Source organism: Streptacidiphilus jiangxiensis, from assembly GCF_900109465.1.
Lineage (GTDB): Bacteria > Actinomycetota > Actinomycetes > Streptomycetales > Streptomycetaceae > Streptacidiphilus > Streptacidiphilus jiangxiensis.
Window position 1 is genome coordinate 185,474 of record NZ_FOAZ01000007.1, and the last position, 13,811, is coordinate 199,284.

Below are 13,811 nucleotides of genomic sequence, written 5' to 3' on the forward strand. Positions count from 1 at the left end.
AGACGACCTTGCCTGCACTGCCGCGTTCCTTCGCACGAACCGCAAGCACCGTCGCGCGCCGGCCCCGCCTCCACGCCGGTGCCGCCGCGCTGCTCCTGCTCAGCATCGGCCTCGGCACGAACGCCGCCGGCGCCACCGCCGGTCCGCAGCCACACCTCGCCCGGGGTGCGGCAAGCGGCCGGGCCTTACTGCCCCCGGGACTGATCAACCACATCCTGGTCATCGACCTGGAGAACGAGGGCTACCCGACCACCTTCGGCGCACAGTCCCCGGCGGTCTACCTCAACACCACGCTGCGCGCCGAGGGCGAGCTGATCCCGGGCTACTACGCCACCGGCCACTTCAGCCTCGACAACTACATCGCCCAGGTCTCCGGCCAGGCGCCCACCATGCTCACCAAGGCCGACTGTGCGAACTTCGCCACCCGCACCTTCAGCTACCTCGACGTCAGTCCCGGCACGGACGACCCGAACCCCGGCGTCAATCCCGGCCAGGTCGACGGCAACGGGTGTGTCTATCCCGCCCCGAACCCGGCGACCGGAGCCCACGGCGCACCGACCATCGCCGACCAGCTCGACGCCCTCTTCCCGCCCGACCCCGCCACGCATCGCGCCGCCTGGCGCGAATACGCCGAGGACATGGGCGACAACTCGACCCGGGACGGCGGCACTTCGGATCCCACCGGTGGCACCGACTGCGCCCACCCCGCGGTCGGCGGCGCCGACCAGGCCGAGGTGGCCACGGCCACCGACCAGTACGCCACCCGGCACAACCCCTTCATGTACTTCCACTCGGTCATCGACAACGCCGCCGAGTGCCGTGCCAACGTCGTCCCGCTGGGCACCCTGCGTGCCGACGGCACCCCCGATCCGTCCGGCCACCTCGCCCAGGACCTGGCGGACCCGGCCCGCGCGCCGCGCTTCGGATTCATCACCCCCAACCTGTGCGACGACGGCCACGACGCCACCTGCGCCGGCGTCAACGCCGAGGGTGGACACACCGGGGGGCTTGCCGCGGCCGACCTCTGGCTCAAGCACTGGATGCCGATGATCCTCGGCTCGCCGGCCTACCAGCAGGGCGACACCCTCGTCGTGCTCACCTTCGACGAGGCCGACGCGGATCCGTCGACGGCCGGCTACGCCGCCGCGTGCTGCAACGAACAACCCGGCCCGAACGTGGTCGCGCCCGGCGACAGCACCTTCCAGGCGACCAGCGACACCGCGCCCGGCGGTGGTCGGACCGGTGCCGTGCTGTTCGACAAGCGCTACATCACGCCCGGAAGCGTGGACACCACCGGCACCTACAACCACTACTCGGCGCTGCGCAGTTACGAGGACCTGCTGGGCCTGTGGTTCGGCGGCGCGGACGGCCGTGGCCACCTGGGCTTCGCGGCCCAGTCGGGCCTGCAGCCGTTCGGATCCGACGTCTTCAACGCCTTCTGAGCACGCGCTCTCTGAGGTTCGTCCAGAAAGCGTTCAGAAAGCGCTCAGGAAGACTGCCGCGGCACCGGCTCGAACCACACCGAGGGGAGCGGTTCGGCGGTGCCGCGGTTGATCAGACTGTCGACCGTGTCGGCGATGAGGTCGGCGGCGGGCAGCCGGTAGCGCACCGAGGTGAGCTGTGGGCGCACGATCTGCGCCAGCAGCAGGTCGTCCGCGCCGACCACCGCGATCTGCCCCGGCACGTCGACGCCGTGGTCGTTCAGTGCCGCGCTCAGCAGTGCGGCGTACTCGTCGTTGTAGCCGAACACCGCGTCCAGGCCGAGCTCGCGACAGAGCACGGCGAGCGCGGAGGCCGCCTCGCCGCCGTACGGCATCGGCAGCGGGGTCACCGTCGCGCCGTGCACCGTGGCGACGCGCTGGATGCCGGCCAGGCGGGGCTCTGCGAACGCGGACAGGCCGCGCTCGGTGGGCATCAGCACACCGATCCGGCGGCGGCCCCGGGACACCAGGTGCTCGGCGGCGACCCGGCCGATGTCGCTCTGGTCGCCGAGCAGCGTGAAGACGCCCGGCATCGGCTCGGGCGCGATCGTGAGCACGGCTGTCGTCCCTGCCTGGGCCAGTACCTGGACGGCTTCGGCGGTCAGGCTGTTCGGGGCCATCGCCAGCACGGCGGCCGGCCGCAGCTGCGCCCAGGCGCGGGCGGCGGTCACGGGGTCGGGGGAGCGGTTGCCGTGGAGCACCACGGTGTAGCCGCGCTCGCCGAGCGCCGTCTCCATGTCGTCGACCCAGTCGCTGAACAGCCGCCCGGTGGCCGAGACCGCGGCGGGGAGCAGGATCAGGTCGCTGCGACCGGCGCGCAGCGAGCGGGCCGCAGCGTGCGGGACGTACCCGAGCTCGTCCGCGGCGGCGAGCACGCGAGACCGGGTCTCCTCGCTGATGCGGGCGGTCGAGGTGCCGTTGAGGACGAACGACACGGTGGCACGCGAGACCCCCGCCGCCCGTGCGACGTCGGTGCTGGTGATCCGGGCGGCTTGAGGCCCCTTGCTGAATGCCATGGCGCTTGCATCATTCCAGGTCGTCGGGTCTGGTGCAGCCAGTCCGACGGGTGTATACAGGTCAACACCCAGTTTACACGTGTTACCAGTGCTCTGATCATCACGTTCGCTGATCATCAGCGGCGCCCGAACTCCCGAGGCGCCCCTCCCGGCAGCCCGACGCGGCAGCCGACGCGGCCAACGCCCGCACCGGAACTGGGCCGGCGTTCCCGTCCTGCCCGCGCCGGGCGGCCGCGCACCCGCCCCTCCCCACCCCTTTCCCCGGCCTGTTCGCCGCACCCCGGCGACGGGCCTCTGCACCGGAGCCGAAGGTCCGCAGCGTCCGTTGAGCGCCGGTGCCCGACCCCGTGGCGGCGGCCCGCCTGCTGCCACGGGAGTCGGGCACCGCTGCCGGCCACCGCCGGTCGCTGCCCGTGTCCAGCTCAGAGCCGATCCGAAACCCCATGGCCGGACCACGATCCGGCGCGAGAGAGCGAGGCGAGTGCATGCTCGTGCCACAGCCCAGGCCCGGGAACGGGCCCCTGCCGGAATCCGTCACCCACCGTGCACCGGTCGTCGTGACCATCTCCTCCGGCCGCATCCGCGGTGAGCACGACGGCCGTGTCGAGGTCTTCCGCGGCATCCCCTACGCCGCCGCGCCCACGGGCAGCCACCGCTTCCGGCCCCCCGCGCGCGCGGCAACGTGGTCCGGTGTCAGGGACGCGCGCGCCTACGGCCCCGCCGCGCCGCAGAACCCGGACCCGGTCCTTGAGCAGATGTTCGGGCTCCCGCCCTCCGCCCACGACGAGACGTCGTGTCTGACGGTCAACGTGTGGACGCCGCAGAGCGGTTCGGGGCGGCGGCCGGTGCTGGTCTGGATCCACGGCGGCGGCTTCCTCACCGGCGCGGGCAGCGACCCGGTCTTCGACGGCGGGCGGCTCGTCCAGCAGCACGACGTGGTCCTGGTCACCGTCAACTACCGTCTGGGCGCGTTCGGCTTCCTGCACCTGGCCGAGGTCCTGGGCCACCGGTACGCCTCCTCCGGGAACACCGGGCTGCTCGACCAGCGGGCGGCACTGGCCTGGGTCCGCGACAACATCGCGACCTTCGGCGGCGATCCCCGCAACGTCACCCTCTTCGGCCAGTCCGCCGGGGCCTTCAGCGTGGTGGCCCACCTCGCCTCACCGGGATCGGCCGGACTGTTCCACAAGGCGATCGTGCAGAGCGGGAGCGGCGAGGGCGCCGCGACCGTCGATCGGGCCGGCGAGGTCACCCGCGCGTTCCTCGACGAGCTCGGCATCGCTCCGCGCGCCGCCGCTGACCTGCTCACCCGCCCGACGGCGGACCTGCTGCGGGCGCAGGAGACGGTCACCCGCGCCTGGCAGGCCAGAGGAGACGGCGTCGGGCTCGCCTTCCTGCCGCTCGTCGACGGGACGGTCCTGCCCCGTACTCCCGTGGACGCCATCGGCGCCGGGGCGGCCCGGGGCGTGCCGCTGCTGCTCGGCAGCAACCGGGACGAGGGCCGGATGTTCACCGTCCTCGGTCCTGGCTCGGTCGGGGACCTCCCCGAGGACGCCCTCGTCGCGGTGTTCGCCGCCCACCACGCCGACCCGGGCAGGGCGTTGGACGCGTACCGCTCCGTGCAGGCTGACGCCTCTCCGGCCGGCCTGCTCGGGGCGCTCATCGGTGAGCGCCTGTTCGGTGGGCCGACGAGGCGGCTCGCCGAGGCGCAGGCCGCCGGTGGCGGAGCGGTCTGGCGCTACCGCTTCGACTGGTCCTCGTCGGCGCACGGCGGCAGGCTGGGCGCCTGTCACTCCCTCGAACTCCCCTTCGTCTTCGACAACCTGGACGTCGCGGGGGTGGACCGGTTCACTGGGCCGAGACCGCCCCAGGAGCTGGCCGACGTGATGTCCCGCTGCTGGGCCGGCTTCGCCCGCACCGGTGATCCGGGTCTGTGGCCCGCCTATGAGCCCGAGGGCCGGCACGTGATGCTCTTCGACCGGGTCACCGCGGTGGCCAAGGACCCGGACCGCACGCTGCGCCTGCTCGGGCCCTGAGCGCCGCCGCGCGCCAGGCGTCGTGCCGGCCCGGTGACCCCGGGAATCCTGGGCTCACCGGGCCCGGCCCGTTCCGGGATGTCCCCGGCTGTGTCAGCGGCGCCGGAGCTGTCGGCGGTCCGCCTCGCGGGACAGCAACGGGGTGAAGGCGCGCCACAGGAGCAGCGCGGTGGCCGCTCCGGCGAGCGCTCCGGCGACGGTGTCGCTGAGCCAGTGGGCGTGCAGCCACGTCCGGCTCCACATCATCGTCAGCACGAACAGGCCGCTGAACAGCCACCACCAGCCGCGGCGGGCCACCGGAACGAACAGGGCCCCGACGAGCACGACCAACAGCGCCGCACCGAACGCGTGGCCCGACGGGAAGGACCCGTGGTCCACCGTCACCAGCGGATGCGCGGGGCGCTGCCGGTCCACGGTGTTCTTCAGTACCTGCACCACGACCACGCTCCCGCCCAGGTAGGCGGTGGCGAAGAAGAGCAACGACCACCAGCGCCGCAGCGCTGCCAGCAGCAGGGCCAGCGCGAGGGGCACGACGACGCCGGTCGGGGCGCCGAACCAGTTCAGCGCCATCGCCACGGCGTGCGGGAATCCGGTGTGCGGACCGCCCATCCACGCCAGCCAGCGGTTGTCCCACCCCTGGAAGACCGGGTGGGCGGTGTCGAGCGAGACGGCGAGCGCGATCAGTCCCGCGCCGACGGCGAACGCAAGGCCGGTCAGGAGTCGGACCCGGGCGGGGGCGAGCCGACCGGACCCGGAGGTCGTGGTGTCGGCGGCGGGCCGTGTCGGGGCCGGGGAGTTGGTGTGTGTCATGAGCTCTCACAAAGCCGTGATGTCGATGGGTCGTGGCAGTGCGCAGTGGCCGGGCGGAAGCGTGAGGGGGCGCGGCGGACGGCGTCGAGGCGGAGGGTGGGGCTGCCCAGGTCGATTGTTACACGTGTAATCAGCCTTCGAGAAGGCGGCATTCACCTCTCGTTCGGATTTGTGCAGCAAGTCTGGCGGTCGCCAGAGAGGCGCTATATGCTCGCCGCCGTCATCTGGTTGCACGTGTTACCTCGTGCGCGGCCGAGTCGAGGCCCACAGGCCCCTCCGCAGCCGCAACCGGTCCCGGACCGATCCGTCCGCAGGACCCGCCCTCAGCTCCATGGACCACCCGTTCCACGTACGTCCCCGTCGAAGAGGTGAGCATGGCCATTCTCCGGCTGGTGGGGCGGCGACTGCTGTCGTCCGTCCCCCTGCTGTTCCTCGTGTCGGCCCTGACCTTCGTGCTGGTCTCGCTCGTTCCCGGAGACCCCGCCCGAACCCTGGTCGGCCAACACGCCACGGCCGCGCAGTACGCGGCCGTCCGCGCCCAACTCGGGCTCGACCGTCCGCTGCCGCTCCAGTACGGACACTGGCTGGCCGGCGCCGTCCAGGGCGATCTGGGATCGAGCCTGTTCAGCGGGGAGCCCGTCACCTCCATGCTGGACAGCCGACTGCCCGTGACCCTGTCGCTGATCCTCGCCGGGACACTCGTGTCCGGTCTCCTCGGCATCGGCCTCGGGCTGCTCAGCGCACGCCGAGGGGGCCGGCTCGTGCGGACCGTGGACGCCCTCGCGCTGCTCGGCCTGGGCGTTCCCGCGTTCTGGTTCGCGCTCGTGCTCATCGTGCTCTTCGCCGTCCGGCTTCGCTGGTTCCCCGTCACGGGCTACGTCCCGCTGACCGACGACCCCGGCCAGTGGCTGCGCTCCCTGGTCCTGCCCGTCGCCGCCCTGTCGCTGGGTGGCGTCGCCGTCATCGCCAAGCAGACCCGCGACGCCGTGCTCGACACCCTGGGCAAGGACTTCGTCCGCGTGATGACCGCCAACGGGTTCTCCGCCCGGTCGATCACGTACCGGCATGTGCTGCGCAACTCCGCACTGCCCCTGGTGACGGTGCTCGGCGTGGTGCTGGTCAGCCTGCTCGCCGGAACGGTGTTCGTGGAGACGGTCTTCGCGATGCCGGGGTTGGGCGGCCTGATCCAGCAGGCCACGGTCGAACACGACATTCCCGTCATCCAGGGAGCCGTCCTCTACGTCACCGTCTTTGTGGTCCTGGTCAACCTGGCCGTCGACCTCGCCTGCGGCCGACTCGACCCCCGGGTGCGTGCCGCATGACCGACGCATCCGTCGCCACCCGTGCTGCCGTGCCGGCCCGCGGCAGCCTCGTTCGCGGGCTGCTGCGACGCCGCGGGGCCGTCCTCTCCCTCGGCTGGCTGCTGCTGCTCACCCTGGCCACCGTCGCGGCGCCGCTCGTCACCGCCCACGGCCCGCTCGACCAGGACCTGAACAGCGTGCTGACCGGCCCGACCGGGGCCCATCTGCTCGGCACCGACACGTTGGGGCGGGACCTGCTCAGCAGGCTGCTCTTCGGCGGTCGCTCGACGCTCCTTGCCGTGGCCGAGGCCGTCGTGGTGTTCCTGGCGATCGGGGTCACCGCCGGGCTCGCCTCCGGTTACCTCGGCGGCCGGCTCGACTGGCTGATCACCCGCACGGCCGATCTGGTCTTCGCGCTGCCCGGCATCGTGATCATCCTGGTCGTGCTGGCCGTCTTCCCCGGCAACCTCCACGCCGCCATGGTGACGTTCGGAGTGATCGGAAGCCCTGGACTCATCCGCATCCTGCGCGCACAGACGCTGCGCGTGCGCGAGGAGCTCTACGTCGCCGCAGCCCGGGTGGCGGGCCTGACCCGCCCGCAGATCCTGCGCCGCCACATCCTGCCGCGGCTGACCAGCACCGTCATCGTGCAGGCGGCCCTGTTCGCGGCCATCGTGGTGACCATTCAGGCCGGGCTTGGCTTCCTCGGCCTCGGTGCGCCGGCGCCCGCCCCGTCCTGGGGCGGCCTGGTGGCGGACGCCTCCCAGGTGATCGACCGAGACCCGTGGATGCTCCTTCCCGCCGGACTGCCGCTCGTGGTCACCGTCGTCGCCCTCGGCGTTCTCGGCGACGCGGTGCGCGACGCCGCCGTCGAGGCATGGGCGCCCCCGGTCCCGGCCCCCGCCCGCCGGCCGCGACGCCCGATGCCGACGGCAGCGGGCGTGACCACGCGTGAGCCGGACCCGCAGGCTCTGCTCTCGGTCATCGGCCTGACCGTCGAGATCGGCGGCACCCCGGTCGTCCAGGACGTCAGCTTCGACATCCGGCTCGGCGAGACGCTCGGCGTGGTCGGGGAGTCGGGCTGCGGCAAGTCCGTCACCTCGCTGGGCATCCTCGGGCTGGTGCCGGGCCGCGGACGGATCAGCGCCGGGCATGTGCTCTTCCAGGGAAGCGACCTGACGGCCTCGCCCACGACGTTGGCACGCGTGCGCGGCTCGGGGATCGCCTACGTCTCGCAGGAGCCCATGGTCGCCCTGGACCCGACCTTCACCGTCGGCCGCCAACTCGCCGAAGCCGTCGCCCGGCACAGCGGCTGCGGCCGCAAGGCCGCCCGCGTCCGGGCCGTCGACCTGCTCGCCAGGGTCAACCTCCCCGATCCCGCCGCCGTGGCTGCTCGTCACCCGCACCAGCTGTCCGGCGGCATGGCGCAGCGCGCCGCCATCGCCCTGGCCCTGGCCGGCGAACCGCGACTGCTCATCGCCGACGAGCCCACCACCGCGCTGGACGTCACCGTCCAGGCCGAGATCCTCGGTCTGCTGCGCTCCCTGCAGACGGAGACCGGCATGGCGGTCCTGCTGATCACGCACGACTGGGGCGTGGTCGCGGACCTGTGCGACCGGGCCGTGGTCATGTACGCCGGTCAGGTCGTCGAACAGGCCGACGTGGCGGCCCTGTTCAGTCGTCCCCTGCATCCCTACACCGCCGGCCTGCTCGCCGCGAACCCACACGCCGCGGTCCCGGGGGAGCCGCTGCCGACGATCCCTGGCACGGTCCCACCGCCCGGCGCCTGGCCCGACGGCTGCCGCTTCGCCGCCCGCTGTGCCCTGGCGACCGACGCCTGCGCGGCGCCGGTCCCACTGACCGAGCCGGAGCCAGACCGCACGACGCGGTGCGTCCACGTGGACCGCCTCGTCCAGGAAGGAACCAGCCGATGAGCGCCGCCTCGCCCGAGCCCGCCGCGTCCTGTGTCGGTACGCGCCCGACCGAGGACCGACCTGCGGCGCTCCTCGACATCCGGGAGCTGACCGTCGAGTTCCGCCAGGGACGCCGCACGCCCCCGCTGCGCGCCGTCGACGGAGTGAGCCTGTCCGTCGCACCCGGCGAAACCCTCGGCCTGGTGGGCGAGTCCGGCTCGGGGAAGTCGACGATCGGCCGGGCCGTCCTCGGGTTGACTCCCGTCCGCTCCGGCACGATCCGGTTCGAGGACGCGGACATCACCCGGGCGACCGCCAAGGTGCGCCGCGAACTCAGCGCCCGCCTCCAGGTGGTGTTCCAGGATCCGTACTCCTCACTCAACCCCGCGCGCACGATCGGCAGCACCCTGGCCGAACCGCTGCTGGTGCAAGGGCGCCTGACCGGCCGCCAGAGTGCCGACAGGGTGGCGGAGATGCTCGGCCGCGTCGGACTCCCGCCCGACACCGCGGACCGCTACCCCGCCCAGTTCTCCGGCGGCCAGCGGCAACGCATCGCCATCGCCCGCGCCCTGATGCCCGGCCCACGCCTGGTCATCTGTGACGAGCCGGTCAGCGCCCTCGACCTGTCGGTCCAGGCACAGGTGATGAACCTGCTGGCCGAACTCCAGGAGGCCCTGCAACTGAGCTATCTCTTCGTCGCCCACGACCTCCCGGTGGTGCGTCACCTCTCGCACCGGATCCTCGTGCTGTACCGGGGCCAGGTGATGGAGACCGGGCCGGCGGAGGCGCTCTACGCCCGTCCCGTGCATCCCTACACGCGCATGCTCATCGCCGCCGTGCCCGAGCCCGATCCCGGCACGCAGCGGTCGCGCCGAGCCGCGAGGCGCGGCGGGCCCCTCTCGGCCGGGCCCCTCTCGGCCGGGCCCCCCTCGGCTGGGACCGCCGCGGTCACCGACAGGGGCTGTGCCTTCGCTGCCCGCTGCGTCCATGCCCTCGACATCTGCCGCCACGACCGGCCGCTGCTGTTGCCCGTGGGCGCTCCCGACCGGTCCGGTCCCGTCACCCGCAGCGCCGCGTGCCACCGCGCATCGGAGCTCCTCGCGCAGCCCTGATCCGCCCGGTACCGACCACTCCCGCTCGCCTGACCACACCTCACCACACCACCGCCCCGAAGGGTCATCCGCCATGCCCAGACGCAGAACCGCCACCGTCCTGACCGCCTGCGCGCTGCTCGCCGCGCCGCTGACCGCCTGCAACGGCTCGTCGACGGGAGGCGGCGGCACGAACGGCGACACGCTCACCCTGGTCTCGGCCGCCGCCCCGGCCAGCCTCGACCCCGCCAAGGCCAACGTCGGATCGGACAACTGGTTCGTCAACCTCACCTACGACTCCCTGCTGCGCATGGGACCGGGCGGAACCGTAACCCCCGACCTCGCCACCGCCTGGGGCTACACCGGCTCCGGGAACCGGGAGTTCTCCCTCACGCTGCGCGCCGGTGTCCGCTTCGCCGACGGCACGCCCGTCACCGCCCAGGCCGTGGCCGCCTCGCTGAACTACGCCCGCACCCATGGGCTCAACCAGTCCTGGGACTCCGCGATCGACTCCGTCACGGCGACCGGTCCGCTCACCGTCCGCATCCACTGCTCCTCGCCGCACCCGGACCTGCCCCAGCTGCTGAGTCAGGTCCTGCTGGTCGGCTCCGTGATCAGCCCCAGCGGCCTCGCCCACCAGGAGGACCTGGGCACCGCCTCCTACGGCGCCGGCCCGTACGTCCTCGACGTCGCCCACACGGTCTCGGGCGATCACTACACCTACACTCCGAACCCGAACTACTGGGACAAGAGCAAGATCCACTGGAAGCGGGTCGTGATCAAGGTGATCGCCAATCCGACCTCCGCCCTCCAAGCCGTCGAGACCGGTCAGGCCGACGTCCTCGGCATCAACTCCGGGCAGGTCGCCACCGCCAAGGGCAGCGGACTCGCCGTGACGATGTCCCCGGCCGCCTTCGTCGGCGTCAACCTCGTCGACCGCGCCGGCGTGCTCGCGCCGCCGCTCAAGGACGTCCGCGTCCGGCAGGCCCTCAACTACGCCGTCGACCGCGCCGCGATCACGAAGGCCGTCGTCCAGCAGTACGGGCAACCGACCGACGAGATCAGCCTGCCGGGCCTGGACGGCTACGCCTCCGACGCCGACAACCACTACCCCTACGACCCCGCCCGGGCCAAGCAACTGCTGGCCGCGGCGGGATACCCCGACGGCTTCGCACTCACGATGGAGACCCAGGGCTTCCTCGGCATCGACCTGGTCACGCAGGCCGTCGTCGCCGAGTGGAGGAAGATCGGTGTCACGGTGAACATCACCACCGACAGCAGCATCGGCCAGTGGCTGGGCAACGCCACGTCCAAGCGCTTCCCCGTCCTCGGCTTCGGCTACGGCGGTGCGAGCACCTACCTGCTCTCCCTGGACTGGATGCTCCCGCACCCCACCGCCTTCAACCCCTTCGCCTCCCAGGATCCCCAGCTCACCAGCATGCTCGCTGCCGCGGCCGCCGCCCCCGCCGCGCAGGCCCCGGCTCTGGACCAGAACGTGATGCGCTACGTCGTCGACCAGGCATGGTTCGTCTCCGTGCTGCGCATGGAAGGCATCTACGCCTTCAACTCCCACAAGATCAGCGGCTTCTCCGCAGGCGTCAGCTACATCCCCGACATCGCCTGGAACACCGTCCCGGCGAAGTCCTGAAGCATCCTGCCGCCAGGCCGGCGGGTGAAGGTCGCTCGGGCTTGCACGCGGCCGGTCGTGCAGGCCCACCTGGCGCAGCAGGTCAGGCCTGCTTTTGATGACGGATGAGCCGCCGAGTTCCGACCACGCCCCGTTCGAAGGCGCCCAGCACGCAGACTCCCGCCACGATCGCCCCAATGGGGAGCAGCAACGTGCCCCCGCTGAGCTGGCTGGCGAACAACGCGTGACCCGGCCGGGCTGACGAGCACTGCTACCGTCCGGCCGGGGACAAGGTGGTTTCGACCGCGAGTACGTGACGCGTGAGCATGCGAGCTCGCCAGTCTGAGCCCCGGATCCGTGTCGTCCACGGTGAAGAACCGGTGGTGACGGCTATTCGTCCTCGAACGCGAAGGGTTCCACCTTCCACGGCTGCCCGGCATCGTCCCGGTAGGCGGCGAAGCCGGACCGCAGTCCTGCCGTCTCCGTGATGGCGGGGTCCATCTCGGCGACGTGGGCAAGGCAGTAGATTCCGCACGCGTCCGGGATGTTGGGGTCGTTGATCCCGTCACCGACCAGCCAGTCCCCGTCCGGGTCGTGGATCACGACCAGTGCGGGCAGTTCGCCGTTGGCGACGGTTCGCCGCACCACCGCCCCGAGATTCGGTGGGAACGTCAGGCCGGTGCCGAGCATCTCCGCTGCGAGTTCGTGATCCACAACCGGGAGTCTGTCACGGTCCGGCCTCGGCGCGGATGAGGGACGTCCGGATCCGCACAGGAGTTCCATGGCGGGATCTGCCGGACCGGTTCGGAGGCTGGAAGACAGTCCATGAGCGTCATCGCAGGTGGTCGGTTTTCGGTTTGACCTCCTGCCTGGTCGGATGGTCTGGTCAGGGCATGGAAACCAGCACGACGGGTGATCGAATACCTGCAGAAGCGGTCCAGATCCTCGAGGCTCTGCTCAACAGCGACGAACCGGTCCATCGGGCCCTGCTCGCGCAGATTCCCCACCTGCGCGTCACCGGCCGCTGCACGTGTTCCTGCGCGAGCATCGACTTCGGCCTGGACAGGTCACTGGTGCCGGCCGCGGCCCCGAGCGGCAATCCTGTTGCCGAAGCAACGGTGGTCGACGCCGATGGAGAGCCCGTTGGTGGGGTGTTGGTCTTCGCCTACGACGGCTACCTGTCCAACCTGGAGGTCTACGCCTGGGGCGATGACCAGATCTCCCATCTCCCATCGCCGGACCGGCTCCATTGATGCGCATGGTCGCGGCCACGAGAGAGACTTCCTCGGCGCACCGACGTATGCCATGCTCCCCGGAGTTCGCGACGATGATCTTTGGAGGATGCATGGCGGGCGAAGGGATGCTGACTGCAGAGTCCCGGAACCAGACGAAGGAGCTGATGCAGGGACTCAACGTGCCGGAGTCGGCTTCGTTGTAGACGCGAACCAGATCACTCGGGATCAAGGCGGAGCGCCTTGCCGGCGCGATCCGGCTGCGGACGGCATCGGCACGCGTCAGGAGGCGATCAGCCGAGCTCCCAGAGCGTCAGCCGACCGCTCTCGTCGACGGTGGTCCAGGTGCCGTCGCCGCGCAGCTGAGGCTCGGAGGGAAGACGGCCCAGGACCGCTCCGCTGGGGAGGTCGACGACGTACGGGATGCTCCACTCGTCGTCCTCGGTCTCTCCGGCGATGGTGATCACCGCAGTGGTGGCATTGAGGTAGCCCCCGCTCCACGCGACATGGGAGTCTTCGCCGTCCTGGTCACCGGCGTTCGCGTCCCCCGCGGCTCCCGCCTGGGCGAGGAAGCGGTCGACGGCGAAGCTGCACAGCTCGGTGCCGTCCGGGAAGCTGTGGAAGACGGCGTCCTCCTCTCCGTGTCCGACGGTCATGAACTCGAGACCGTCGGGGGAGAGATCGATGAGGCAACGGTCGTCCCACGGATAGGCGTGCACACTGATCGCCTCGCCCTGAAGGCGGCCGAAGAAGAGGTAGACGCCGTCCTGGCCCTCGCCGACGTCGAGGAGCATGTGATGGCCGTCGGGGTGAGCCACCTGGAGCGCGCCCTGGCCGACCGTGGGCAGGGCGTGCTCGGCAAGCACCCGTCCGTCGGCGGCGTCCACGACCAGCCAGCGGTCTCCGCCGTCACCTCGGCCGAGCATGGCGTCCGGACGGAAGATCCATACCTGCGCGCCGTCGCGGGAGAAGGCGCAGTTCGCGAGCCCGATGGAGGAGTGAGCCGGCGCAGGGAAGGGGATCCGCCAGGCCACCGCGCCGTCGGCGTCCACCCGCAGGGCCTCCCGCTGGGTGGCGACGACGACACAACTGGCGTCGGGCGCGAGAGCCGCGCCGTACGGGTCATGGGAACGGTCGCCCAGTCGGAACACGCCACGGGGTGAGACAGGCTCGTCATCGACAGCCGAGAAGTCCACCGCGAACAGCGTCCCCTCCGTCACCCAGGACACCGGGTTGCGCCCCGAAGGTACTGCCGAAGCTTCGGGGCGGGACGGTTCGGTTTCCCGTGTCAGCGGCTTGGTCGT

At 71.7% G+C, this 13,811-nt stretch carries 11 protein-coding genes and 1 pseudogene; 8 read left to right on the forward strand and 4 right to left on the reverse strand.

Going from position 1 to position 13,811, the window contains the following annotated elements; translation table 11 throughout:
• Nucleotides 1–8: 8 nt before the first annotated feature.
• Nucleotides 9–1,442 carry an alkaline phosphatase family protein gene (locus BMY61_RS15845; protein WP_052438323.1) on the forward strand — a complete coding sequence of 478 codons (1,434 nt, stop codon included), beginning with the start codon at nucleotides 9–11 and terminating at the stop codon, nucleotides 1,440–1,442.
• A gap of 44 nt (nucleotides 1,443–1,486) precedes the next feature.
• Here BMY61_RS15845 and BMY61_RS15850 read toward each other — a convergent pair whose 3' ends face one another.
• Nucleotides 1,487–2,497 carry a LacI family DNA-binding transcriptional regulator gene (locus BMY61_RS15850; RefSeq protein WP_042442747.1) on the reverse strand — a complete coding sequence of 337 codons (1,011 nt, stop codon included), beginning with the start codon at nucleotides 2,495–2,497 and terminating at the stop codon, nucleotides 1,487–1,489.
• A 557-nt stretch (nucleotides 2,498–3,054) separates the two neighbouring features.
• Here BMY61_RS15850 and BMY61_RS15855 point away from each other — a divergent pair.
• Entirely contained in the window at nucleotides 3,055–4,533 is a 1,479-nt protein-coding gene (locus BMY61_RS15855; RefSeq protein ID WP_042442749.1) for a carboxylesterase/lipase family protein, read from the forward strand.
• Between the two features lie 93 nt (nucleotides 4,534–4,626).
• On the opposite strand, the gene BMY61_RS15860 is transcribed toward BMY61_RS15855, so the two are convergent.
• Nucleotides 4,627–5,343: a phosphatase PAP2 family protein gene (locus tag BMY61_RS15860; protein ID WP_052438324.1), complete on the reverse strand. Its 717-nt coding sequence runs from the start codon at nucleotides 5,341–5,343 to the stop codon at nucleotides 4,627–4,629.
• 374 nt (nucleotides 5,344–5,717) lie between these two features.
• On the opposite strand from BMY61_RS15860, the gene BMY61_RS15865 reads away from it, so the two are divergent.
• The 4 genes from BMY61_RS15865 to BMY61_RS15880 all read left to right on the forward strand — a co-directional run bounded on the left by BMY61_RS15865 (nucleotide 5,718) and on the right by BMY61_RS15880 (nucleotide 11,296).
• Entirely contained in the window at nucleotides 5,718–6,665 is a 948-nt protein-coding gene (locus BMY61_RS15865; protein ID WP_236655856.1) for an ABC transporter permease, read from the forward strand.
• Nucleotides 6,662–8,578 carry a dipeptide/oligopeptide/nickel ABC transporter permease/ATP-binding protein gene (locus BMY61_RS15870; RefSeq protein ID WP_052438325.1) on the forward strand — a complete coding sequence of 639 codons (1,917 nt, stop codon included), beginning with the start codon at nucleotides 6,662–6,664 and terminating at the stop codon, nucleotides 8,576–8,578. Before BMY61_RS15865 ends, BMY61_RS15870 begins: the two co-directional genes overlap by 4 nt.
• Complete coding sequence (locus BMY61_RS15875) at nucleotides 8,575–9,669, forward strand: ABC transporter ATP-binding protein (RefSeq protein WP_042442751.1); 1,095 nt, start codon at nucleotides 8,575–8,577, stop codon at nucleotides 9,667–9,669. The genes BMY61_RS15870 and BMY61_RS15875 overlap by 4 nt, the downstream gene beginning before the upstream one ends.
• A gap of 73 nt (nucleotides 9,670–9,742) precedes the next feature.
• On the forward strand, nucleotides 9,743–11,296 hold the full coding sequence (locus tag BMY61_RS15880; protein WP_052438326.1) for an ABC transporter substrate-binding protein: 1,554 nt from the start codon (nucleotides 9,743–9,745) through the stop codon (nucleotides 11,294–11,296).
• A 369-nt stretch (nucleotides 11,297–11,665) separates the two neighbouring features.
• Here BMY61_RS15880 and BMY61_RS15885 read toward each other — a convergent pair whose 3' ends face one another.
• Nucleotides 11,666–11,989 carry a hypothetical protein gene (locus BMY61_RS15885; RefSeq protein WP_143094367.1) on the reverse strand — a complete coding sequence of 108 codons (324 nt, stop codon included), beginning with the start codon at nucleotides 11,987–11,989 and terminating at the stop codon, nucleotides 11,666–11,668.
• A 47-nt stretch (nucleotides 11,990–12,036) separates the two neighbouring features.
• On the opposite strand from BMY61_RS15885, the pseudogene BMY61_RS15890 reads away from it, so the two are divergent.
• Both BMY61_RS15890 and BMY61_RS15895 read left to right on the forward strand, forming a co-directional pair.
• A pseudogene (locus tag BMY61_RS15890) lies at nucleotides 12,037–12,132 on the forward strand (transposase); the annotation flags it as partial.
• A gap of 36 nt (nucleotides 12,133–12,168) precedes the next feature.
• The gene (locus tag BMY61_RS15895) at nucleotides 12,169–12,528 is read left to right on the forward strand and encodes a hypothetical protein (protein WP_042442755.1); all 360 of its coding nucleotides are present in this window, start codon (nucleotides 12,169–12,171) and stop codon (nucleotides 12,526–12,528) included.
• A 272-nt stretch (nucleotides 12,529–12,800) separates the two neighbouring features.
• On the opposite strand, the gene BMY61_RS15905 is transcribed toward BMY61_RS15895, so the two are convergent.
• Nucleotides 12,801–13,736: a hypothetical protein gene (locus BMY61_RS15905; protein ID WP_052438327.1), complete on the reverse strand. Its 936-nt coding sequence runs from the start codon at nucleotides 13,734–13,736 to the stop codon at nucleotides 12,801–12,803.
• Nucleotides 13,737–13,811 lie beyond the last annotated feature (75 nt).

Bases quoted from the DNA above. Each gene is read 5' to 3' on its own strand.
- BMY61_RS15850 (WP_042442747.1), bottom strand. From the start codon at position 2,497: ATGGCATTCAGCAAGGGGCCTCAAGCCGCCCGGATCACCAGCACCGAC.
- BMY61_RS15860 (WP_052438324.1), bottom strand. From the start codon at position 5,343: ATGACACACACCAACTCCCCGGCCCCGACACGGCCCGCCGCCGACACC.
- BMY61_RS15865 (WP_236655856.1), top strand. From the start codon at position 5,718: ATGGCCATTCTCCGGCTGGTGGGGCGGCGACTGCTGTCGTCCGTCCCC.
- BMY61_RS15870 (WP_052438325.1), top strand. From the start codon at position 6,662: ATGACCGACGCATCCGTCGCCACCCGTGCTGCCGTGCCGGCCCGCGGC.
- BMY61_RS15875 (WP_042442751.1), top strand. From the start codon at position 8,575: ATGAGCGCCGCCTCGCCCGAGCCCGCCGCGTCCTGTGTCGGTACGCGC.
- BMY61_RS15880 (WP_052438326.1), top strand. From the start codon at position 9,743: ATGCCCAGACGCAGAACCGCCACCGTCCTGACCGCCTGCGCGCTGCTC.
- BMY61_RS15895 (WP_042442755.1), top strand. From the start codon at position 12,169: ATGGAAACCAGCACGACGGGTGATCGAATACCTGCAGAAGCGGTCCAG.